The organism is Curtobacterium sp. MCLR17_058 (genome assembly GCF_003234705.2).
GTDB classification, from domain to species: domain Bacteria; phylum Actinomycetota; class Actinomycetes; order Actinomycetales; family Microbacteriaceae; genus Curtobacterium; species Curtobacterium flaccumfaciens.
The window spans coordinates 546,709-568,784 of sequence record NZ_CP126262.1 but is presented as its reverse complement, the minus strand read 5'-3'; the positions used below and the strand labels follow the sequence as shown (position 1 = coordinate 568,784).

The following is a 22,076-nucleotide window of genomic DNA, read 5'->3' as shown; positions in this document are numbered from 1 at the left end:
GGGTGCGTGACCACCACCGAGCAGCCCTCCCGCGCGCCCCGCCGCGACGCCACGGAGAACCGGGCAGCCCTCCTCGACGCGGCGAAGACCTGTCTGCAGCAGGACCCGGACGCCTCGATCGAGACGATCGCCGCGGCTGCGGGACTCTCGCGCCGTGCGGTGTACGGACACTTCCCCTCGCGCGACGACCTGGTGCGCGAGGTCGTGACCGCCGGTGCCGCCCGGATCGCCGCAGCCATGCCCACCGCATCGGACCTGCAGGAGCTCCCGCCGGCCGCACGTCTCGCCGCCATCGCGGTGACGCTCTGGACCGAGGTGTCGCACGTCCGCTCGATGGCCCGGGTCGCCGTCCGCAGCCCGTTCGCCGAACCCGTCGCCGAGGTGTTCGCGCCGTTGCGCTCACAGGTACGCCAGGCGTGCGCGCTCGGGATCGCCGACGGTGCCATGCGGGACGACGTCGACCCCGAGACCCTCGGCCGTCTGGTCGAGGGTGCGTGCATCGCCGTCCTCGACGAGGCCACCCGTTCCGGCACGAGCGACGAGGACGGACGGCGCATGGTCGTGGTGTCGGCGCTGGGCATGGCCGGCATCGACTGGCGCACGGCACTGCTCTCCGAACCCGCTGCTCCCGCTCCCACTCCTGCCCCGAAGGACCACGCATGACGCTCGAACTCGACCACGTCGGCATCGGCGAGGAGCCCGGCGCACCCCTGCCCGTCGTCTCCGCCGTCGCCGCCCCGGGACGCCCCGGGGTCCTCGCCGTCGAGACCGAGCAGGCACCCGTGCTCGCGTCACTCGTCGCCGGTGGCCGCATGCAGCCCGACACCGGTCGGCTGCTGCTCGACGGCCACGAGGACCCGGCAGCCGTCCGGCGCTCGTTCGCGCTCGTGGACACCCCCGGGGTCGCCGAGCCCTTCCCCGTCATGACCCTCAAGCAGATCGTGCGCGAGGAGCTCGCGTTCGCCGGGCAGCGCCCGAACCGCGAGCACGTCGACACCGTGCTCGACGAGCTCGGACTGCGGGACTACGTCGACACCGCCGTGCAGCGGGTGCCGACCGTCGTGCGCGTCCGGCTGCTGGTCGAACTCGCCCTGCTCCGCGACGGTGTGACCGGCATCGTGATCACCTCGCCCGAGCGGCACGGCGGCGCCGTCGAGGACTGGTTCCAGGTGGTCCGCGACGTCGCACGGCGGGGCGTGACCGTGGTCCTCGTGACCTCGAAGGCCGCCGCCACCACCGTCGAGCACCTGCTCGACACGATCGACACGCACGACGGCGTCGAGACGCACGGCGGCGTCGAAACGCACGACGACGTCGCGACGCTCGCGACGCCCCAGACCGAGGACCCCGAGGACGTGGCCCGAACCGACGGAACCGAGCCGGGCCTCCCGGCCGCTCCTTCCGTCACCGAAGCATCCGCAACCGTCCCGACGGAGGCACAGAAGTGACCACCACCTCGCTCGTCCGCGCAGAACTCGCGCGGCTCACCGCGACCCCGCTCGCACGCCTGGCGTTCATCGCGCTGATGATCGTGCCGCTGCTCTACGGCGGCGCCTACCTGTGGGCGAACCGCGACCCGTACGCGAAGCTCGACCAGATCCCCGCCGCGATCGTGAACCTCGACGCCGGCGCCACGCTGGACGGCGACCACGTCGACTACGGCAAGGACGTCACGAAGGAGGCCATCGACGGCGCCGACTTCAAGTGGACGAAGACCAGCGCCGCCGACGCCCGCTCCGGCGTCCGCAACGGCACCTACGACTTCGTCGTCACCATCCCGCACGACTTCTCCGAGCACCTGGTGTCCGCGCAGTCCGACGACCCGACGCAGGCGAAGCTCGTCATGACCACGGCCGACACCAACTCGTACCTGGCCTCGACCATCGCCGAGCAGGCGGGCAAGACCATGCGCACCGCCGTCGCCGAGCGTGTCGGCAAGCAGGCCGCGAAGACCCTGCTCGTCGGACTCGCCGACGTCCGCGACAGCCTCGGCGACGCCGTCGACGGTGCCGATGAGCTCGCTTCCGGGACCAAGAAGGCGGACCGTGGTGCGCACACGCTCGCCGACGGCACCGGCAAGCTGTCGTCCGGTGCGGCGGAGCTCGCGTCCGGCACGGCCGACCTGCCGTCGCAGACCCAGCAGCTCGACAGCGGGGCGCAGCAGGTGGCGTCGGGGGCGTCGACCCTGGCGTCCGGGCTGGCCAGCGCGCAGCAGCAGACTGCGGCGCTGCCGTCGCAGACGCAGCAGCTGGACAGTGGGGCGAAGCAGCTGCAGTCCGGGCTGCACCAGCTCCGTGACCAGACGGCTTCGCTTCCCTCCGACTCTGCGCGCCTGTCCACTGGTGCGTCGCAGGTCGCCGCCGGGAACGCCACGCTGGCCGACGAGGCCGCACCGTTCATCGCGGGCGTCCAGCAGCTCTCTGCGCAGTCGCCGGAACTCGTCGCGTCGCTGAAGCCCGTCGTCCAAGCCTCCACGGTGCTCTCCGAGGAACAGAAGACCCGGCTGCTCGCCGGGCTCGACAACCTGCAGGCCGGCAGCACCGAGCTCGGTACCGGTGCCGGCGACCTGTCCGGCAACCTGCAGAAGCTCAAGACCGGCAGCGCGCAGGTGTCCGCTGGCGCCTCCCAGCTCGCCGAGCAGGCCCCGGCGCTGACGAGCGGCATCCAGCAGCTCTCCGACGGCTCGGACACGCTCGCCGCCGGCACCGGCAAGCTCGCCGCGAAGGCTCCGGAGCTGTCGTCCGGGATCGCGGACGCGGCCACGGGCGCCTCGACGCTCTCGTCGGGGGCTTCGAAGGTGGCCGACGGCACGTCGAAGCTGGCCTCGGCCGCTCCGACCCTGTCGTCGGGTGCGTCCCAGCTCGCGACCGGTGCGAAGACCGCCGACCAGGGCGCGTCATCACTCGCATCGGGGTTGGACAAGCTCACGACCGGCTCGTCGAAGCTCGCGTCGTCGCTCGACGAGGGCCGCACGAAGATCCCGGCGTCGAACGCCTCGGAGCGTGCGTCGCAGGCCTCGGTCATCTCCGACCCGGTCAAGGTCGGGGACGACAACGTCGCCGCCGCGTCGAACTACGGTGCCGGCCTCGCGCCGTTCTTCATCTCGCTCGCGGCCTGGATCGGCATGTACGCGCTGTTCCTCATCCTCAAGCCGATCTCCAAGCGTGCGATCACGGCGGTGCGGAAGCCCCTCGCCGTGGTGTTCGGCGGCTGGCTGACCCCGGCACTCCTCGGCCTGGTGCAGATGGTGGCGCTGTTCTTCATCGTGCGCTTCGCCCTCGACCTGAACGTGGTGCACGTCGGCGGCACGATCGGGATCATGGTGCTGGCCTCGGCGACCTTCGCGGCGATCATCATGGCGCTCAACGTGCTGCTCGGATCGGTGGGGCAGTTCCTCGGCCTGGTGCTCATGCTCGTGCAGCTCGTCACCGCCGGCGGGACGTTCCCGTGGCAGACGCTGCCGGGGCCGTTGGCGGCGCTGCACTTCGCGCTGCCGATGACGTACTCGGTCGACGCGATCCGGCAGACGATGTACGGCGGGAACCTCGGTGCCGCGTGGTCGGACGCGGGCGTGCTGCTCTGCTGGCTGCTCGGGGCGCTCCTGGTGTCCTTCGTGGTCACGGCGCGGCAGACCCGCTCCCGCACGCTGCGCGACCTGCGCCCGAGCCTGATCGGGTAGCGGGGGCGGCGGGCGCGGGCCGCTCGCGCGCAGGGCCGCCCGCGACATCGAGTGAGCAGAAGACGACGGGTGTGCAATAGCGACCCGTCGTCTTCTGCTCACTCGACGCGACCTCCGCGTGCAAGGAGCGTCTGCAGGTGCGCCACTGCGGCTGACCGGTGCAGCGTCAGGTCGGACTTGGTCCACCGGACGACCGCCCAGCCGAGTCGTTCCATCTCGCGGTAGCGACGGAGGTCACGGCCCCACTGCTCGGCGTCGGTCCGGTGGTGGTCGCCCTCGTACTCGATGACGATGCGGTGCTCCGGGTAGGCCAGGTCGACGCGGCCGACGAATCGACCGGCTTCGTCGAGCACGTCGACCTGCAGTTCGGGCTCGGGCAGCCCCGCGCGGACGATCGCCAGCCGCGCTCGGGTCTCCTGCGGCGACCCGGCCCCCACCCGCACGAGCTCGAGTGCCACGCGCAGCTTCCGCACGCCACGACGATTCCCCGCCCCGGCGAGCGCGGCGGCGAGGTCCTCCAGCGCGGTCGCGCACGCCCGCGACGTGACGATGGCGTCACCCAGGACGACGAGCTCATCGAGTCCGAGCAGGTCCCCGCACTCCACCCACAGCGCCGCGGGGCTGCTGGACGGAACACCCCAGCGCTGCCGGGTGCTCACTCGGTCAGCAGCCACACGGTGCCCGACCACGCCGACGCGCCGGGGCTGCGCCTGCGGGTGCACGCTGGTGATGTGCACCGGTACGTCAGGGCCGCACGGCACCGGCAGACCCCACAACACCCCCGCAGAGGTGTGGCTGACGAACTGTCCGGGCAACAGGACCGGCCGCAGTGCCTGGATGCGGCGGATCGGATCGGGTGGTCGGTCCCGGGGCCATCGGATCGATCGCGTCGGGCACGTCAGGTCCTTCCGCTGGAGTCGTTGTCGGGGAACTCCGGCTCGATCAGCCGCGCCGATGTCGAAGGCCCGGCCTCGCAGCGCCGGAGGGAGTGGTCGTGGTCGCATGCCGACACGCTCGCGCCCCGCGCCGACGCCCCGCTCACCGAACCGGAGTTCCGTGCAGAACCGGCACCGTGCCTCCGCTGTGGAGGACTCGCGAACCCAAGGGAGTGAGCAGAAGACGACGAGTGACTGTTCGAGACCCGTCGTCTTCTGCTCACTCGACGCCCCGCCCCACCACCGCCCGGCCCATGTCACGTCAACCGCTACGATCGACCCACGAGCCAACGGAGGTCGAAGCGCATCATGGGAGACGGCAAGCCCGCGACCATCTACGACGTCGCCGCACGCGCCGGGGTCTCGAAGTCCCTCGTCTCCCTCGTGCTGCAGCGCTCCCCCCGGGTCAGCGACCAGCGCCGGGCCGCCGTGCTCAAGGCGATCCAGGAGCTCGACTACCGGCCCTCCACCGCGGCCGTCTCCCTCGCCGGCACGCGCAGCCGCACCATCGGCGTGGTCCTCGACGACTTCCGCAACCAGTGGTTCGTGGACCTGCTGACCGGTCTGCGCGAGAGCCTGCAGGACCAGGGGCACCGGCTCGTGGTCGCCGACCGGTTCCTCAACACGGGGCTCGATGCGTCTCCGGTGGAGGGCTTCCTCTCCATGCGCGTCGAGGGCATCGTGATCGCCGGCGAGCCCACCACCGACCTCGCGATCCCCGCCTCGATGCCGCTCGTCATCGCCGGTGGCCGCGTGGCGATCCCCCGCGCGGACACCGTGGCGAACGACGACCACGCCGGTGGCGGCATCGCGGCGCAGCACCTGCTCGACCTCGGCCACACCCGACTCGGGTTCGTCGGTGCGAGTTCGGCGGCCTCGGCCGAACGCCAGTCCGGGTTCGAGCAGGCCGCAGCAGCACGCGCCTCTGTCGTCACGACGGTGCTGCCCGGCGAACCCACCGAGGAGGCCGGTTCCCGCGCCCTCGGCATGCTCCTCGACGAGCACCCGGACGTCACGGCCGTCTTCGCCGCGAACGACGTGATGGCCCTCGGCGCCCTGTCCGAACTCGCCGAACGCGGGTTGCGCGTCCCCGAGGACGTCTCCGTCATCGGCTACGACGACACCCCGGTGGCGGCGATGCGGTACGTCGGCCTGACGAGCATCGACGACCGCAGTGTCGAGATCGGCCGCGGCGCCGGCGAGCGCCTGCTGGCCCGCATCGCCGATCCGCGGATCGCCGCCACGGAACTCCTCGTCGAACCCCGCCTGGTCGCGCGCCGCACCACCGCCGCGCGCTGACGCGTCAGCACGGACCCCGGCCGGGAGGCCCGCCCCGCCTCCGCCCCGCCCGCTTCGTGAGCACGAATGGTCGGGTCCAGGGCCCGTACCCGACCATTTCTGCTCACGGAGTCGCGCCGGGCAGCTCCGCGTGCTGGACGACCCACGAGTGCATGACGATCGCGGCCGCCGCCGAGGCGTTGATGCTCCGCGTCGACCCGAACTGCGTGATCTCCAGGTGCCCGGACGCCCCGGCCACCGCTTCGTCGGTCAGCCCGGGGCCCTCCTGCCCGAACAGGAACACGCAGCGCTCCGGGATCGTCGCGGTCTCGATGCGCTCAGCCCCGGGGGTGTTGTCGATGGCGACGACGGGTCGCTGTTCCTCGGCCATCGCGGCGAGGAAGGCCTCGACGTCGGGGTGGTAGCGGACGTGCTGGTACCGGTCGGTGACCATCGCTCCACGCTTGTTCCACCGGCGTCGCCCGATGATGTGCACGGTGCCGGCCAGGAACGCGTTGGCGCTCCGCACGATCGACCCGATGTTCAGGTCGTGCTGCCAGTTCTCGATCGCCACGTCGAACGCGTGCCGGCGGGTGTCGAGCTCGGCGACGATCGCGTCCATCGACCAGTACCGGTAGCGGTCGAGCACGTTCCGGGAGTCCCCGGCGGCCAGCAGCTCCGGGTCGAGCCTCGGGTCGTCGGGCCAGGGTTCCGGGTGCGGCCCCACCCCGTTGGTCGTCAGCTCGTGCGACGGTTCGGGCGCAGTGGTCACCCGACCAGCGTACGGCGCACACGGCACCGGCCCGACGACCGCAGCGCCCGGCGGCGCCGCGGGCTCAGGCGGTGCCGGCCCCGTGGGCGATGCGCGACTCGATGCCGGCGATCAGGATGTCGAGGCCGAGCGCGAACCGGTCGTCGTAGGAGTGCTCGCCGAGGATCTCGCCCACCAGCCGGTGCCGCTCGGGGCGGCCGGCCTCGGAGTCCCCGCGCCCGACCTGCACCCCGGCGTGCCCGACCACGAAGTCGTAGACGACGAAGAAGGTGTACATCGCCTCGGCCGGCGGCAGCCCGGCGTCCTGCAGGGCACCGACGACCTTCGCCACGACGGCGTCGGACTCGGTCGAGGCGAGCGGGGCGCGCTGGCTGTGCGACTCGAGCACGAGCGGGTGGGTGCGCATCAGGTCACGGAACGTCGTGGCGAAGGTGCGGACGACGGCGTGCCACTCGTCCGGCCAGACGAAGGTCGCGGTGAACTCGTCGACGGTGCGGCGGACGAGTTCGGCGTGCAGGTCGTCCAGCCCGCCGATGGTCCGGTGCACGGTCATCGGGGCGACCCCGAGCCGCACGCCCAGGGCTCGGAAGGACAGCCGGTCGAGGCCGTCCTCGTTCGCGATGGTCGTGGCGGCGTCGATCACCTGCTCGCGGGAGAGCACGTTCGGGCGGCCTCGGCGTCGTCGCGGCGTCACCTCGAGCTCCGTCTCCGACACCGGGGTGGGTCGGGGCGCGGCGGACGGGGTTCCGGGTTCGACGAGCACGAGGGGCCTCCTTGATTCGGTACGTGTCCCGAAAAGCGTAGGGCAAAAGCCGACCGCGGTTCGGTGTCTCGACCTTCTCGGGTCTCGGAGCAGCGCGCAAGAGCCGCCCCGGGCCTCCCGGCCCTTTCCGAGCCGGCCACGAGCCGGGCCTGAACCCCTGCGCAGTAGGGTGAGGGCCATGGCGACCCGAGACGACGTCGAGTGCTGGCTGACCGACATGGACGGCGTGCTCGTCCACGAGAACCAGGCGCTCCCGGGCGCGCCGGAACTCATCCAGCAGTGGCTCGACGACGGCACCGAGTTCCTCGTGCTGACGAACAACTCGATCTTCACGCCGCGCGACCTCAGCGCCCGACTGCGGGGCTCGGGCCTGCACGTGCCCGAGGAGCGGATCTGGACGAGTGCGCTCGCCACGGCCGACTTCTGCAAGTCGCAGATGCCCGGCGGTTCGGCGTTCGTGATCGGTGAGGCCGGCATGACCACCGCCCTGCACGAGGCCGGGTTCATCATGACCGAGACCGCGCCCGACTACGTCGTCGTCGGTGAGACCCGCAACTACTCGTTCGAGGCGATCACCAAGGCCGTCCGGCTCATCCGCGCCGGTGCCCGCTTCATCGTGACGAACCCCGACGCCACCGGCCCGAGCGCCGAGGGGGTCCTGCCGGCCACCGGCGCCATCGCGGCGATGATCGAGAAGGCCACCGGCAAGCAGCCCTACGTGGTCGGCAAGCCGAACCCGATGATGTTCCGCTCCGCGATGAACCGGATCGGCGCGCACTCCGAGAACACCGGCATGATCGGCGACCGCATGGACACCGACGTGCAGGCCGGCATCGAGGCGGGGCTGCACACCGTGCTCGTGATGACGGGCATCAGCGACCAGGCCGAGATCGACCGGTACCCGTTCCGCCCGAGCGAGGTCATCTCCGGCGTGCACGAGCTCGTGCGCACCGAGCCGTTCGAGGTCGAGCTCTAGCGGCCCACCCCACCCGGGTGCGCCCGTTCACCGCAGACCGCTCGATGACGATCCGGTGAACAGAACCGCCCTGCGGTGAACGACGGGAAAACTGCCCCTGGAGCGACTCTATGGTTGCCCTGGTCGAGCCGAAAGTGGCTCTGATCAGGGTTTTCTGTGAGTTGCTACAGGATGGGGTCATCGGTGCCGATGTCGGTTCGTGCCACGACGGCAGTGATCGTCGGCGCGCTCGGGGCGCTCGTGGGGACCGCGATCGTCGCCCCGCACCTGGTCCCCTCGCCGGCGCCGCGGACGTCGGCGGTCACCGTGCAGGCCGGCACCGACGCGTGCGGGACGGGGTGGCCCGCGAGCCCGGACCGCGCCCTCGCCGGCCCCCAGACATTCCGGATCCACAACACCTCCGTCGCCGGGATCGAGGTGCAGCTGGTCGACCCCACGAACGGCGCGGTCTACCTCGACGCGGAGGGGCTGGGGTCGGGTGCGACGCACGACTACGGCGTCCGACTCCCAAGCGGCCAGTACCGGTTCCGCTGCCTGCCCGCCGACGCGAACCCGAGCACCGGACCCGTCGTCCACCTGCGCGGCGCCACCCACGTCAGCGACGAGACCCCGGGGATCGTCCCGGTCACCCGCGACGACCTGATCCCCGCCGCGAAGTCGTACGGCGCCTGGATCCAGAGCCGCCTGCCGGCGCTGCTCGACGACGTGCGTGCGCTGGACGCCGACGTCCGTGCGGGTGACGTCCGCGCCGCACGGCGGGACTGGCTGACCGGGCGCCGAGAGTACGAGCAGCTCGGAGCCGCCTACGGTGCGTTCGGCGACGACGACACCGCGATCAACGGGCTCCCGGCCGCCGGACGGACCGCACTCGACGACCCGCACCTGACCGGCTTCCACCGCGTCGAGGCGCTGCTGTGGTCGGGCGCGCCCAGCCGTCGCGCCGTCGCGCCCGCCGACGCCCTGGTCGCCGCCGTCGCACACCTGCGCCGGACGTTCCCCACCCAACGGGTCGGCCCGCTCGACATCGGCCTGCGCTCGCACGAGATCCTCGAGAACGCACTCCGCTTCGAGGCGACCGGGGCCACCGACGCCGGCAGCCACACCGCACTGGCGACGATCGACGCGAACACCATCGGGACGGAACACGCGCTCGAGCCGCTCCGGTCGATCCTGCGGACCCGCTACCCGGGACTCCGGGCCACCGATCGCGCGCTGGCGACCCTCCGCGCCGACGTGGAATCACACCGACGGCCCGACGGCAGCTGGGACACCCTCGACGGTCTCGACCGCACCGCCCGCGAGCACCTCGACGCCGACCTCGACGCTGCGCTCGAACGACTCGCCCCCGTCGCCGCCATCTGCGACCCGAGGAGGACCTCGTGACCGAACGACCGCAGCGCCAGGGCCGGCAGGGCCTCCAGAGCCGGCAACTCCCACGCGGGATGGACGCGGCGACGTACCGACGGATGACCGAGGCGCACGCCCGCCTCGGACTGTCCGCCGACGGCAGCGCGTGTCCCGCCAGTGCCCCGGACGACCAGCAGCCGCCGACCGGCCCCACCCGCGGCGTCGGCCGCCGCGCGTTCCTGACCAGCGCGGTCGGGGCAGGTGCCGGAGCCGCCGCGGCGGCGGCGAGCCTGACCGCCGGGGGTGGGACGGGCCTCCAGGCAGCCGCCGCGACCACTGGCGGTGCCGACGCCTCGCCCGGTTCCTCGTACGCGTTCCACGGGGCGCACCAGGCGGGGATCACCACGCCCGCGCAGCGACAGTCGGCGTTCCTGGCGTTCGACGTGACCGCGGCCGACCGCGGGGAGCTCGCCGACCTGCTCCGGACGATCACCGAGCGGGCACGGTTCCTCACCCGCGGCGGCACGCCTGCCGACGTCGGGATCACCGCGCCGCCGGCCGACTCCGGCGTGCTCGGACCGGAGGTCGCGGCCGACGGGCTCACCGTGACGGCGAGCGTCGGCGCCTCGCTCTTCGACCACCGGTACGGCCTGTCGGGGCAGCGCCCGGCGCGGTTGCGGACGATGGAGGACTTCCCGAACGACGACCTCGACCGGTCGATCTCGGACGGCGACCTGCTGCTGCAGGTGTGCGCGCACAACACCGACACCGTCCTGCACGCGATCCGCGACATCGCCCGGGCAACCCGCGGTGGCATGCAGGTGCGCTGGCGGCAGGACGGTTTCGCGTCCCCGCCGCGCCCCTCCGGCACCCCGCGCAACCTGCTCGGGTTCAAGGACGGCACCGGCAACCCGTCCACCGCGGACCGCAGCGTCATGGACGACCTGGTCTGGACCCGCGGCGGACAGGACGGCGAACCCGACTGGGTCACCGGGGGCAGCTACCACGTCGTGCGGACCATCCGGATGTTCGTCGAGTTCTGGGACCGCGTCTCGCTGCACGAGCAGGAGAACATGATCGGCCGCCACCGTGACTCCGGTGCCCCGCTCACCCGCAGCGGCGAGTTCGACGACCCCCGGTACCAGGACGACCCGACCGGCGACGTCATCCAGATGGACGCGCACATCCGGTTGGCGAACCCGCGCACCGCCGAAGCCCGTGCGCAGCAGATGCTCCGTCGTCCGTACAACTACGACAACGGCACCGACACGAACGGCGACCTCGACATGGGCCTGCTGTTCGCGTGCTTCCAGGCCGACCTGGAACGGCAGTTCGTCGCCGTGCAGAAGCGCCTGGTCGACGAGCCGCTCGTCGACTACGTGTCACCGGTCGGCGGCGGCTACTACTTCGCCCTGCCCGGGGTCCGCCACGCGGACGACTGGCTGGGTCGTCGGCTGCTCGCACGGACCTAGCCGGGCCGTCGCTCGAACGCGCCCGCCCGCCGCAGGGCCCCACCGCTCCCCACCACCCCACCGTCCCGACCAGTGAGAGGTTCCACGTGTTCCGACCTTCCGAACGACGCGTCCAGCAGGGCGCACTCGCCATCATGGCCCTGGCGGCCGTCGCCGGGACGGCCCTCGCCATCCCGCAGTCGGCGTCCGCCGCGGACAACTCCCTGAAGACCACCACCCCGATCAAGCACGTCGTCGTCATGTACGACGAGAACGTGTCGTTCGACCACTACTTCGGCACCTACCCGAAGGCCGCGAACACCGACGGCACCCGCTTCACCGCTGCGCGGAGCACCCCGAAGGTGAACACGCTCGCGTCCTCCGGCACCCTGACGAAGAACCCGAACGCCTACGCCCCGTCACGGCTGACGCCCGCCCAGGCGCTCACGTGCGACCAGAACCACAACTACCTGCCCGAGCAGAAGGCCGTCGACGGGGGTGCCATGGACGAGTTCGTCGAGAGCACCTCGGTGGACACCTGCACCGGCCTGTACGGGTCCCCCGGCCTGACGATGGACTACTACGACGGCAACACCACCACCGGGCTGTGGAACTACGCCCAGAACTACGCGATGAGCGACAACGCCTGGGACACCGGCTTCGGCCCCTCGACCCCCGGAGCGCTCAACCTGATCAGCGGCAACACCCACGGCGGCACGGGCGTGGACTCCGTCACCGGTGCCACGGTGCCGACCTCGACCGCCGTCGTCGCGAAGGACGCCGCCGGCCAGGGCACCGTCACCGCCGACCCCGACCCCGCCTTCGACGACTGCTCCGACAAGGACCACACGTCGACGTCGAACCTGGTCGAGATGTCGGGCAAGAACATCGGCGACCTGCTCAACGCGAAGGGCGTCACCTGGGGCTGGTTCCAGGGCGGCTTCACCCCGACGACGGCCTACGCGGGCACCGGCACCCTCGCCAAGTGCGACGCCACCACGACGAACGTGGGCGGCTCGGTCAGCAACGACTACTCGCCGCACCACAACCCGTTCGCGTACTACGCGTCGACCTCGAACCCGCACCACCTGGCACCGACGAGCGACCGCATGATCGGCTCCACCGACCGCGCGAACCACCAGTACGACCTGTCGGCGTTCGACACCGCGCTCGCCGAGCACCGGATGCCCGCCGTGTCCTTCCTCAAGGCGCCCGAGGCCCAGGACGGCCACGCCGCGTACTCCGACCCGCTCGACGAGCAGAAGTTCCTGACGTCGAAGATCAACGAGATCGAGCGGTCGCCGGAGTGGTCGAGCACGGCCATCGTCATCAACTACGACGACTCCGACGGCTGGTACGACCACGTCGCGCCGACGATCCTGAACGGCTCGACGGACTCCTCGAACGACACCACGGTCTGCACCACGGCCGCGACCAAGGTCGGTGTCGCCGGTGGGTACCTCGACCGCTGCGGCCCCTCGCAGCGGCTGCCGTACCTCGTCATCTCGCCGTTCGCCAAGCAGAACCACGTCGACCACACCGCCATCGAGCAGACGTCGACCACGAAGTTCATCGAGGACAACTGGTCGACGGGCCGGATCGGCGACCAGTCGTTCGACGCTCGGGCCGGGTCCATCCGGAGCATGTTCGACTTCACGCACCCGCAGCACCGCGAGGTGCTCCTGAACACGAAGAGCGGTGCGGTCTCGCGGATCGTGTCCACGGCCGTCACGCCGAAGCCGAAGCCGACCCCGAAGCCCACGACGAAGCCGCACACGGGGACCGGCGGCGGCAGCGGCACGGGCGCGAGCACCGGTTCCGGTGGAGCGGCAGGAACAGCAGGAACGGCAGGCACGGGCGCCGGCACGGGCAGCGGGGCCGCGACTGCCTCGAGCGCCGCAGCAGGAGCCGGGGCCGCGGGGCAGACCGTCGCCGCCGATCCGTCCGCGACCGACCCGTCCGCGACGCGCCTGGCCTTCACCGGCGTGCAGCTCACCGGGGTCACGATCGCCGCGATCGTGTTCCTGATGGCCGGCATCGCGCTGGTCGTCGTCCGCCGTCGACAGCTCCGGCGTCGGGCCGACTGACACGGAGCGTCGGGTCGACTGACACGACACGTCGAGCCGACTGACACGTCGCGTCGCGTCGACCGACACGACCGAACCGTGCCCCGGAGCGTGCTGCGCTCCGGGGCACCGTCGCGTCCGCGCGGGGTCGCCACGCGGCGTCCGTCAGTGCAGCGGCCGTCGCGTCCGTTCCCTCAGACCACGTCGACCTGGAGGCGCGGCTCGCCTCCCGGCACCACGACCGCTCCCATGGGCGGTACCGTCCGCCACCGCTTCGCGAGCCGACGGCGTCGGTCGTCGTACCAGGCGATGACCCCGCCGGCCACGATGCCGAACGCGAGCACCCCGAACGAGAACAGCCCGATCAGGCCGAGCAGCGTCAGCTTCCCGAAGTCGCCCGTGTCCGCGGTCGCCGAGAACCCGATGGACCCGAAGTCCCAGAAGGCGTGCAGCAGCACCGGTGCGAGCAGGGACCCGGTCAGCCGGCGCGCGACGTACAGCGTCGACCCGAACGACGCCGCGAACACGACCTGGATCAGCGTCGGTCCGATGCCCGCCCCGGCGAGCGCGTTGAGCAGGTGCAGCAGCCCGAACAGCACACACGACAGCGCCCAGACCCCCATCTCGGGCAGGCGGCGGCGCAGCCCGACGAGCAGGGTCCCGCGGGCCATGAGCTCCTCGAAGACCCCGACGAACAGCACCCCGACGGCGAGCAGCAGGAAGTAGTGCGCCGGCAGCGCCGTCCAGTCGATCAGGGGCAGCCGGACGACGCACACCACGAGCACGAGGATCGGCGCGAGCATCGTCCACCGCAGCCGCGTCCGGACCGGGTCGACCGTGGCGATCCGCCACCAGCCGAGCGCCGTGACGAACAGGGCGAGTGCCACGACGGCGATGCCCTCGGGGATGACCAGGGCGTGCACGACGCTGTCGACGGTCTGCCCGAGGGTCGCGTAGTCGTCACTCGGCCGAGACCGCCAGGCGCTGATCGCCGCGAACACCACGATCGGCGCGAGCCCGAGCAGCAGCGACGGGGGCACCGGCCAGCGACGGCGGCGGGCTCGGACGGGGGCGGTGGTGGTCACCTCCCGGTTGTACCAGGCGGGTCGTACGATTGGCGGTATGCGCCTGCCATCCCTGTCCACCATGGCAGAGGACTACGTCAAGCTCATCTGGAAGGCCAGCGAGCGCGGCGGGCCCGGCTTGGCGACGCGGGACATCGCGGCGTCGCTGAAGGTGTCGGCGTCGACGGTGTCGGGCAACCTCAAGAAGCTCGACCGCGACGGCCTGATCGAGCACACCCCGTACTACGGCGTCGTGCTCACCCCACTCGGGCAGCAGGTCGCGGTGGCGATGGTCCGGCGACACCGGCTGATCGAGACGTTCCTGGTGGAGCGGCTCGGCTACTCGTGGGACGAGGTCCACACCGAGGCCGAGGCCCTGGAGCACGCCGTGTCCGAGCAGTTCCTCGACCGGGTCGACGCCGACCTCGGCCACCCGACGCACGACCCCCACGGCGACCCGATCCCCGGAGCGGACGGCATCGTGCCGGACTCCCCCGGCACCCTGCTCGGCGCGATCGAGCCGGGAGCGTGCGGCACCGTCGACCGGGTCTCGGACGACGACCCCTCACTGCTGCGGTACTTCGACGAGCTCGGGGTGGGACTGGGCACGCACCTGCGGGTCGAGCGGGTGCGGGACTACGCCGGCGTCATCGCGGTGTCGCGGCGGGCGACCGACGGCTCGGAGTCCCTCGTCGACCTGCCGGCCGCCGCCGCGTCCTCCATCTGGCTCGCACCCGACGGCGACTGACCGCGCGGCGTGCGCGGGCGGGATGGTCGGCCGGCTGGTCGGTCGGTCACGACACCCCGCTCACGTCCACCGAGCGGTCACCATCTGTCGCCCGGCAGCCCCGCAACCGACGGTTCGCGACCACTCGGCGCCCAGCGCAGGGGGCGTCGTGACCGCAGCGCGGCCCGCGAACGCGCGTGGCGTCGGACGGGAGGCCCGGTGCGCGGCCGCCACGCGCCTCCCGTCCGACGCCCCCACCGGTCACGGCACCCCGCTCACCTCCGCCGAGCGGTCAGGAACCGTCGCCCGGCAGCCCCGCAACCGACAGTTCGCGACCACTCGGCACCCCGCCCACGGGGTGTCGTGACCGCGCGACGCGCCCGCCCCACCACCGCGCAGCCGACGCTTCGCGACCGCTCAGCCCGCCCGGCCGCGCGCGCCCGCCGGCCCTAGCCCTTGACGGAGCGCGTCCGGCCGAGCGCGACCTCGCGCCGGGCGCGCTCGAGGGCGAGCGCGGATGCCGCATCCGGGTCGTGCAGCAGCCGTTCGGTCTCGTGCACGTGCGCCCGGACGGCGTCGGTCCCCCGGTCGGCGGCCGCGGCGAGGACCGGTCCGAAGGTGTCCTCGCCGAGTCCCACCAGAGCACGCGACAGGCTGAGCCGACGCTCGCGGTCGCCGATGCCGAGCTGCACCGCGAGGGTCCGCGCGAGCGACGCCCGCTCGTCGTCCGGCACCAGTACGACCGCAGTGCGCCAGGCGGCGCGGAGCACCTCGTCGTCGTGGTCCTCGAGCAGCGGGCGCACCGCCGGCCACGCCTCCGGGTCGCCGATCTTCGACAGGGTGTGGAGCGCCTGGCTGCGGGCCTGGGGCTCGGGGCGCTCGAGCTCGGGCAGGACGCGGGCGACGATGTCGTCGGCGGGGTGCCGGGTGAGCGCCCACGTCAGCATGTCGCGGACGAAGAAGTCCGGCTCGACGGCGCACTGCGCGACGAGCACCTCGAGGTCCGCGGGGTCCGGGGTGGTCCCCGCGGCCATCACCGCCTGCAGCCGGGCGGAGGATCGCGGATCGGCGAGGGCATCGGTGAGCGTGGTCATCCGTCCATCGAAGCCCCTCGCGCCGGGGCCGTGCCAAGCATCGGGGCATAGCGTCGGGAGACGTGCGGTTCGCTCCCACCGCACCTCCGACCACGAAAGGACCTCCGCATGCCCCGCATCGGTACCAGTGACCTGCACGTGTTCCCCCTCGCCCTCGGCGGCAACGTCTTCGGGTGGACAGCGGACGAGTCGACCTCGCACCAGGTCCTCGACGCCTACACCGCGGCCGGTGGCGACTTCATCGACACCGCGGACGTCTACTCGGCCTGGGCGCCGGGCAACTCGGGCGGCGAGTCCGAGCGGGTCATCGGTTCGTGGCTGCGCGCCTCGGGCAAGCGGGACGACGTCGTCATCGCGACGAAGGGCTCGCAGCACCCGGAGTTCCAGGGCCTCGCCGCGGGCACCGTCGCCGCCGCTGCCCGCGCGAGCCTCGAGCGCCTCGGCACCGACCGGATCGACCTGTACTACGCGCACTTCGACGACCAGTCGACCCCGCTTGAGGAGACCGTCCGCGCCTTCGACCAGCTCGTGCAGGACGGCCTGGTCCGCTACACCGCGATCTCGAACTACTCGAAGGACCGCGCCGCGGAGTGGATCCGCATCGCGACGGAGAACGGCCTCGCCCAGCCCGTCGCCATCCAACCGCACTACAACCTGGTCACCCGCCAGCCGTACGAGGCGGAGATCGCACCGCTCGCGCAGGAGCACGGACTCGGCGTCGTGCCGTACTTCTCGCTCGCCGCGGGGTTCCTGACCGGCAAGTACCGCTCGAAGGACGACTTCGCCGGCAAGGACCGCGAGGGCCAGGTGTCCGGCTACTTCACCGACGAGGGGCTCGCCGTCGTGGACGCGCTGTCCTCGATCGCCGACGCCCACGGCTCGGAGATCGCCACCGTCGCACTCGCCTGGCTGCAGGCGCAGCCCGACGTCGTCGCGCCGATCGCGAGCGCCCGGAACACCGAGCAGCTGCCGGCGCTGCTGGCCTCGGCGGAGCTCGAGCTCACCGCCGACGAGCTGCAGACGCTGTCCGACGTGTCGGCGAAGGTGCCCGCGAGCGCCTGACGCCGCGCGGCCCGCACCGCCGCCGACGCAGAACGACATCCCCGACGTCGCACGACCTCGGGGATGTCGTTCGTTGCACACGCGGACAGTCCCGGGGCACGAGGAACGACGATGTCGTTGTCGTACGACGTCGACATCGTCGTACGGCGTCGGACGTCGACCGCCCGACCCGCGCCGACTTGCCGTGCTGACCGGCCGACAGACCGCCCCTACGCCCCCGGCGCCAACGACCCGGTCAGCGGCTGCCCCGACGACCGCGTCACGAAGCACGCGATGAACCGGTCACCCTGGTCCCACGTCGCCTGGTCCGGCGCGTAGGAACCCTGCACCTGCACGTCCCCCACGGCAGCGGCGGCCGAGGCGTTCAGCGCCGCGTCGGACTGGCACTGGTCGGCCGCCTGGGTCGCGAGGGCCTCGGCGCCCGGGTAGGTGTCGCCCTCGACCGCGAGCCGTGCGGTCAGCTGCCCGATGTGCGGCGTCGCGCAGTCCACCACCGTGAAGGTCTGCGCCCACGCGTTCGTGAACGGCGACAGGCACTCCCCGCCAGCCAGGTCGGTCCACGGGTGCTCGCCGGGCAGGGCCGGGGTCGTGGCGAACTGCAGCGTGGCGGCCGGTGCTGCGGCGTCACCCGGCTGCGAGGCCGACGCCGACGGCGCAGCGCTCGGGGTCGCCGGCGCCGAGGAGGCAGCCACCGGCGACTTCGTCGGCACGGCCTGGTCGGCGATGTTGTTGCCGAGGATCCACTTCGACAGCAGGAACACCAGCACGATGAGCACGAGGATCAGCGCGATCGACCCGTAGATCAGCAGCTGCTTGCCGCGCTTGCCCTCGTTCCGCAGCCGCGCGAAGCCCTCGTTGATGAAGTTGTCGCGATCGCCGGGCTGCCGGTCCGGACCGCCGGCCGGCCGTCCAGCAGCAGCGGGCGCGGGGACAGCAGCAGGAGCGGCAGCAGCCGCTGGCACGGCAGCCGCCGGCATCATCCGCGTCCCGGTGTCCTCCGGGTCGTAGCCGGTCCCGCCGAGCTGCCCGACGGCCTCGGTGCCGAACAGGTCCTTGATGGCACTCGTGTCACTGGTCTCGCGGCCGTCCCACTCGGACTGGTCCAGGTCGTCCGGCGCCGCAGCGGGAAGGGACTCCGGCTGCGGACCGGTGTCGTTCCCACGCAGGCCGAGCACGGCGTCGAGGTCCTGCCCCACCGACGGCGGCAGGTGCGCCGGGTACTCCTGGGCACCCGCAGCGGGCTCCACGAGCGGCGGCGCGGCGGTCGGCGGCACGGTCGCGTCGGGCTCGGACCACCAGGGCGTCCCGGCCGCCGGCATCGCGGTGGTCGGGGCATCGGCCTGGAGGCCCTCGGTCGCGTCCGGCACGTCGCCTCCGGCGCGCTCACGGGGCACGTCCACGGCCTCGGTCGCCTCCGACGGAGCACCAGCAGCATCAGCGGCGGGAACGGCAGCCGGAGCAGCCGTGTCCGACACGGGCGCAGCCGGAACCGCCGGCGGCACCACCGGCGGCACGGGGACCGCCGGCGGCACCGGGTAGGTCCGCGGTGCCTGCGGCAGCCCGGAGGCCGGGGTGTCGACCTCGCCGGCGACGACCTCGTCCTCGTCGTCCAACTCGTCGGCGAGCGACCAGGACCCGGCGGACAGCGCGGTGGTGTCGAACGAGTCGGTGGTCAGCGTCGCCGGGACCTCGCCGGGCTCGTCGTCACCGAGCGCCCAGTCGAACGGCCGGTCGTGCGCGCCCGTCTGTGTGGGGACCGGCCCGGTGCTGGTGATGCGCAGCAGGTCGGTGAAGGTCGGCGGCTCTTCGGTCGGAGGCAGCACGTTCTCGACGCCGAGGGGCTGCGGCGCAGCTGGAGCAGCAGCAGCGGGCGCCACGGACTCCGGGTGGTTGCCGGTCGCACGGCCGAGCCAGTCGACGTCGGCGCGGCCCTCGCCGAACGGGTCGACGCGGCGACGCTCGTCCTCGATGGCCTTCGACGCGGCAGCTCGTTCGTCGCGGTGGGTCTGTGCCGTCGGCAACACGATCGACGACGGGTGCGGCGCGGTGGAGTCCGGCGCGACGTCGGCGGCGGCCGGGATCCGGTCGTGCAGTGTGGAGCGCTCGTGCTCGACGACGGCGTCGGGGTTCTCGGAGGGTGCGAGCAGCTCGGGCGGCATCGAGATGGCCTGGGTCGCGCCGTCGTCGAGCGCCGGAGCAGCAGGAGCAGGAGCAGGAGCAGGAGCAGCAGCCTCGGCGCCCTCCGCCTCCCCCTCGGCCACGAACGGCTCCGGCAGCGGCGCGCCCGTCTCACGGGCGGTTCGCTCGGCCTCGCGGCGCTCCCGCCGCGACGGCCAGTCCTCCTCGCCGCGCGGAGCCCCGAAGATGTCCGCAGCGCTGCGGAGACCGTGGAACGGAGCGTCCGATCCGGACGCACGCCGAGCCTCCAGGCCGTCGTCCCCGTCTGCCGGGCCGGCGGTGCCGTCGGGTTCGCGTGCGTCGTCCGGACGCTCCTCGGTCACGCGGTCAGCCCCAGATCAGCCAACCCGATGGCCGCGAAGTACGGGTAGCCGGCCGCCTCGATCGTCTCCTTGGCACCGGTGTCCCGGTCGACGACGACCGCGACGGCGGCGATGATCGCGCCCTCGCGCTCGAGCGCCTCGGCCGCCTTGAGCGGCGAGCCGCCGGTGGTGGAGGTGTCCTCGAGCACGACGACGCGCTTGCCCTTGAGGTCCGGTCCCTCGACCTGCTTGCCGCGGCCGTGGTCCTTCGGCTCCTTGCGGACGACGAAGGCGTCGTAGGTCAGGCCCTGGGCGGCGGCCTGGTGCAGGACGGCGCTGGCGATCGGGTCGGCGCCCATGGTCAGGCCACCGACGGCGGAGACGTCCGGCACCTGCTGCACGAGCTCGGTCATGACCTGGCCGATCAGCGGCGCGACACGGTGGTCCAGGCTGACCTTCCGCAGGTCGATGTAGTACGTCGCCTTCTTCCCGCTGGTCAGGGTGAAGTCGCCGTGGAACACCGCTTCGGAGGAGATGTACTGGATCAACTGTTCGCGCGCGTCGGTCACAGCGCACAAGGGTAGTCGGTCGGGCCCGCAACGCGCTCCCCCAGCCTGTGGGTCCGTGCGTACCGGCACCGAGGCGGCCTCGGTACGCTCCGGGGCATGTCCCGAGCACCGCGTCGCCCCGCCGTGGAGCCGGCTCCGTCCGGCGGCCGCCGGACCGGTGGGGTGGCCGTCACGATCGGACGGGAGGCTCTGGGCGGCCTGGTCGCGCTGGCCCTGGCCGTCATCGCCCTGCGCCACGTCGTCGCGACGGAACGGGTGGCGTTGCTCTGGTACGACGGCGACTCGGTGCTGCTGCCGCTCGTCGAGCGCTCGCTGCAGGCCGGCCAGCCGTTCGAGTGGGCGATGTCGCCCGCGCTGTTCTTCTTCCCCGAGCTGCCCGTGTACCTGTTCTGCTCGCTGGTGACCGGGACCCCGCAGCAGGCCCTGGCGCTGAACGGGGTGCTCGTGCTCCTCGCGGTCTACGCGCTGGTGCGTGCCGCTGCGAACGAACTGATGCCGTCCGCTGGGCGCCCCGCCCGGATCGCGGTGTCGGCGGGGGCGCTCGGCCTGGTCACGCTGCTCGTGCTGACCGAGTCGTCGGCGACCGCGACCTCGCTCGAGCTGGCGTCCCTGCTGCTCACGACGACCTACTACTACGGCGCCGTGCTGGCGGTGCTCGGCACCGCGGTGCTGGTGCTGCGGGCGGTGCGCCTCGGCCGGGCGTCGGTGCCCCTGCTCGTGGTGCTCGGACTCGTCGCCGCGTGCACGACCGCGTCGAACCCGCTGTATGTGCCCTGGTCCGCCGCTCCCGTCGTCGTCACCCTCGGGCTCCTGGTGCTGGCACGGCGGGTGCCGTGGCGCCCCGCTGCGCTGCTCGCCGGTGCCGTCACGGTCGGATCGGTCGTCGGGTACCTGGTGCGGATCCCGCTCCGGCCGTTCGTCTCCCTCGACCCGGCGACGTACGTGCAGCCGTCGCGGGCCGGGGAGACCCTGCGGTTCTTCGCGGCGCTGACCGACGACCGGGCGGGCACGGCACCGGGCGACCTCGGGCTCCTGCTGCTGTTCGCCGGGGTGCTCGTCACCGTCGGCGGCACGGTCTGGGCCTGGCGGGTCCGCACCGCACGCACCGTGCTGGTCGCGACGGTGCTGCCGCTCGTGACCGTCGTCGCCGTGTCCGTCGGGGTCGTCGTCGCCGGGTCCGAGACCCCGCGCTACCTGCAGCCGATCGTGACGGCACCGCTGCTCGCGCTCGTCGCCGTGGCCGAGCTCACCCGCACCGCGGTCCGCCGCACCCGCGTGCACCGCCCGCACCGCGGGGTCCGGGCGGGGGTGGCGGTCGCGATGGCCGCCGTCCTCGCGACCGGGATCGCCGTGGCCCCGGGCACCGCCCACGCCGTGTCGACCGCGCGGTACCCGGCGGCCGCGTGCCTGGACCGCTGGGCCGACGGACGCCAGGTCACGGGCGTCGGGCAGTTCTGGACGGTCCGGCCCCTCGCCACCTACGCGGCGACGAACGTCGGGCTGCTGCAGGTCCGCGACACCTTCGAGACGTACCCGTGGCTCGTCGACCTCGGCGCCTACCGCGACGCCGACCCGAGCTTCGTGGTGGTCGGCTCGCACGACCTCTGGACCACCGCGGTCGAGGACTCCCTCGGCCCCCCGGCGACGATCACCCACTGCACCGGGTTCGACGTCTACGACTACGCCGGCACCGCCGGGCAGGCGATCCTGCGGCGCGACGTCGTCGGGAGCGCCGACGTCATCCGGCGTGACCGCGGCTTCTGATCCACTGCTGAAGTTGTCCACAGCGGCGCGTTGCCGTCCGATGCTCGCT

Annotated in this window: 18 protein-coding genes; 11 read left to right on the top strand and 7 right to left on the bottom strand. The window is 72.7% G+C overall.

Going from position 1 to position 22,076, the window contains the following annotated elements; all coding sequences use genetic code 11:
- Positions 1–6 precede the first annotated feature (6 nt).
- The 3 genes from DEJ11_RS02795 to DEJ11_RS02785 are packed head-to-tail and all read left to right on the top strand — an operon-like array spanning position 7 to position 3,679.
- Positions 7–663, top strand: a complete 657-nt coding sequence (locus DEJ11_RS02795) for a TetR/AcrR family transcriptional regulator (protein WP_111029758.1) — start codon at positions 7–9, stop codon at positions 661–663.
- Positions 660–1,448, top strand: coding sequence for a hypothetical protein (locus tag DEJ11_RS02790; protein WP_111104157.1), 789 nt, complete (start codon positions 660–662; stop codon positions 1,446–1,448). Before DEJ11_RS02795 ends, DEJ11_RS02790 begins: the two co-directional genes overlap by 4 nt.
- Positions 1,445–3,679, top strand: a complete 2,235-nt coding sequence (locus DEJ11_RS02785) for a YhgE/Pip family protein (RefSeq protein ID WP_111104155.1) — start codon at positions 1,445–1,447, stop codon at positions 3,677–3,679. The genes DEJ11_RS02790 and DEJ11_RS02785 overlap by 4 nt, the downstream gene beginning before the upstream one ends.
- A 98-nt stretch (positions 3,680–3,777) precedes the next feature.
- Here the strand turns inward: DEJ11_RS02785 and DEJ11_RS02780 are convergent, their stop codons facing one another.
- Complete coding sequence (locus DEJ11_RS02780) at positions 3,778–4,416, bottom strand: endonuclease domain-containing protein (RefSeq protein WP_181437879.1); 639 nt, start codon at positions 4,414–4,416, stop codon at positions 3,778–3,780.
- A gap of 507 nt (positions 4,417–4,923) precedes the next feature.
- Between DEJ11_RS02780 and DEJ11_RS02775 the strand changes: the two genes are divergently transcribed.
- A complete protein-coding gene (locus DEJ11_RS02775; protein ID WP_111048005.1) occupies positions 4,924–5,913 on the top strand; it encodes a LacI family DNA-binding transcriptional regulator in 990 nt (329 codons plus the stop codon).
- 103 nt (positions 5,914–6,016) lie between these two features.
- Here the strand turns inward: DEJ11_RS02775 and DEJ11_RS02770 are convergent, their stop codons facing one another.
- Together DEJ11_RS02770 and DEJ11_RS02765 are read right to left on the bottom strand one after the other, a co-directional pair.
- Positions 6,017–6,664, bottom strand: a complete 648-nt coding sequence (locus DEJ11_RS02770) for a TrmH family RNA methyltransferase (RefSeq protein WP_111104151.1) — start codon at positions 6,662–6,664, stop codon at positions 6,017–6,019.
- Between the two features lie 64 nt (positions 6,665–6,728).
- Entirely contained in the window at positions 6,729–7,427 is a 699-nt protein-coding gene (locus tag DEJ11_RS02765) for a TetR/AcrR family transcriptional regulator (protein ID WP_163343243.1), read from the bottom strand.
- Between the two features lie 178 nt (positions 7,428–7,605).
- Here DEJ11_RS02765 and DEJ11_RS02760 point away from each other — a divergent pair, with 178 nt between their 5' ends.
- From DEJ11_RS02760 to DEJ11_RS02745, 4 genes are all read left to right on the top strand, one after another.
- Positions 7,606–8,403, top strand: coding sequence for an HAD-IIA family hydrolase (locus tag DEJ11_RS02760; protein ID WP_027464991.1), 798 nt, complete (start codon positions 7,606–7,608; stop codon positions 8,401–8,403).
- 189 nt (positions 8,404–8,592) lie between these two features.
- The gene (locus DEJ11_RS02755; protein ID WP_111104179.1) at positions 8,593–9,786 is read left to right on the top strand and encodes an EfeM/EfeO family lipoprotein; all 1,194 of its coding nucleotides are present in this window, start codon (positions 8,593–8,595) and stop codon (positions 9,784–9,786) included.
- Positions 9,783–11,222, top strand: a complete 1,440-nt coding sequence (gene efeB / locus DEJ11_RS02750; RefSeq protein ID WP_258375469.1) for an iron uptake transporter deferrochelatase/peroxidase subunit — start codon at positions 9,783–9,785, stop codon at positions 11,220–11,222. The genes DEJ11_RS02755 and efeB overlap by 4 nt, the downstream gene beginning before the upstream one ends.
- Positions 11,223–11,308: 86 nt before the next feature.
- Positions 11,309–13,288, top strand: coding sequence for a phospholipase C (locus DEJ11_RS02745; protein ID WP_258375468.1), 1,980 nt, complete (start codon positions 11,309–11,311; stop codon positions 13,286–13,288).
- A 173-nt stretch (positions 13,289–13,461) separates the two neighbouring features.
- Here the strand turns inward: DEJ11_RS02745 and DEJ11_RS02740 are convergent, their stop codons facing one another.
- A complete protein-coding gene (locus DEJ11_RS02740; protein WP_181440867.1) occupies positions 13,462–14,352 on the bottom strand; it encodes a CPBP family intramembrane glutamic endopeptidase in 891 nt (296 codons plus the stop codon).
- Positions 14,353–14,389: 37 nt separating this feature from the next.
- Between DEJ11_RS02740 and DEJ11_RS02735 the strand changes: the two genes are divergently transcribed.
- The gene (locus tag DEJ11_RS02735; RefSeq protein WP_027464846.1) at positions 14,390–15,079 is read left to right on the top strand and encodes a metal-dependent transcriptional regulator; all 690 of its coding nucleotides are present in this window, start codon (positions 14,390–14,392) and stop codon (positions 15,077–15,079) included.
- Between the two features lie 428 nt (positions 15,080–15,507).
- Here DEJ11_RS02735 and DEJ11_RS02730 read toward each other — a convergent pair whose 3' ends face one another.
- Positions 15,508–16,152, bottom strand: a complete 645-nt coding sequence (locus tag DEJ11_RS02730; RefSeq protein ID WP_111104145.1) for a HEAT repeat domain-containing protein — start codon at positions 16,150–16,152, stop codon at positions 15,508–15,510.
- A gap of 108 nt (positions 16,153–16,260) precedes the next feature.
- Here DEJ11_RS02730 and DEJ11_RS02725 point away from each other — a divergent pair, with 108 nt between their 5' ends.
- Positions 16,261–17,214, top strand: coding sequence for an aldo/keto reductase (locus tag DEJ11_RS02725; protein WP_111104143.1), 954 nt, complete (start codon positions 16,261–16,263; stop codon positions 17,212–17,214).
- Between the two features lie 209 nt (positions 17,215–17,423).
- Here the strand turns inward: DEJ11_RS02725 and DEJ11_RS02720 are convergent, their stop codons facing one another.
- Both DEJ11_RS02720 and pyrE read right to left on the bottom strand, forming a co-directional pair.
- On the bottom strand, positions 17,424–19,715 hold the full coding sequence (locus tag DEJ11_RS02720) for a septum formation family protein (protein ID WP_111104141.1): 2,292 nt from the start codon (positions 19,713–19,715) through the stop codon (positions 17,424–17,426).
- Entirely contained in the window at positions 19,712–20,263 is a 552-nt protein-coding gene (gene pyrE, locus DEJ11_RS02715) for an orotate phosphoribosyltransferase (protein WP_071404348.1), read from the bottom strand. The genes DEJ11_RS02720 and pyrE overlap by 4 nt, the downstream gene beginning before the upstream one ends.
- A 96-nt stretch (positions 20,264–20,359) precedes the next feature.
- Between pyrE and DEJ11_RS02710 the strand changes: the two genes are divergently transcribed.
- A complete protein-coding gene (locus DEJ11_RS02710; RefSeq protein WP_146250076.1) occupies positions 20,360–22,027 on the top strand; it encodes a hypothetical protein in 1,668 nt (555 codons plus the stop codon).
- Positions 22,028–22,076: the final 49 nt, after the last annotated feature.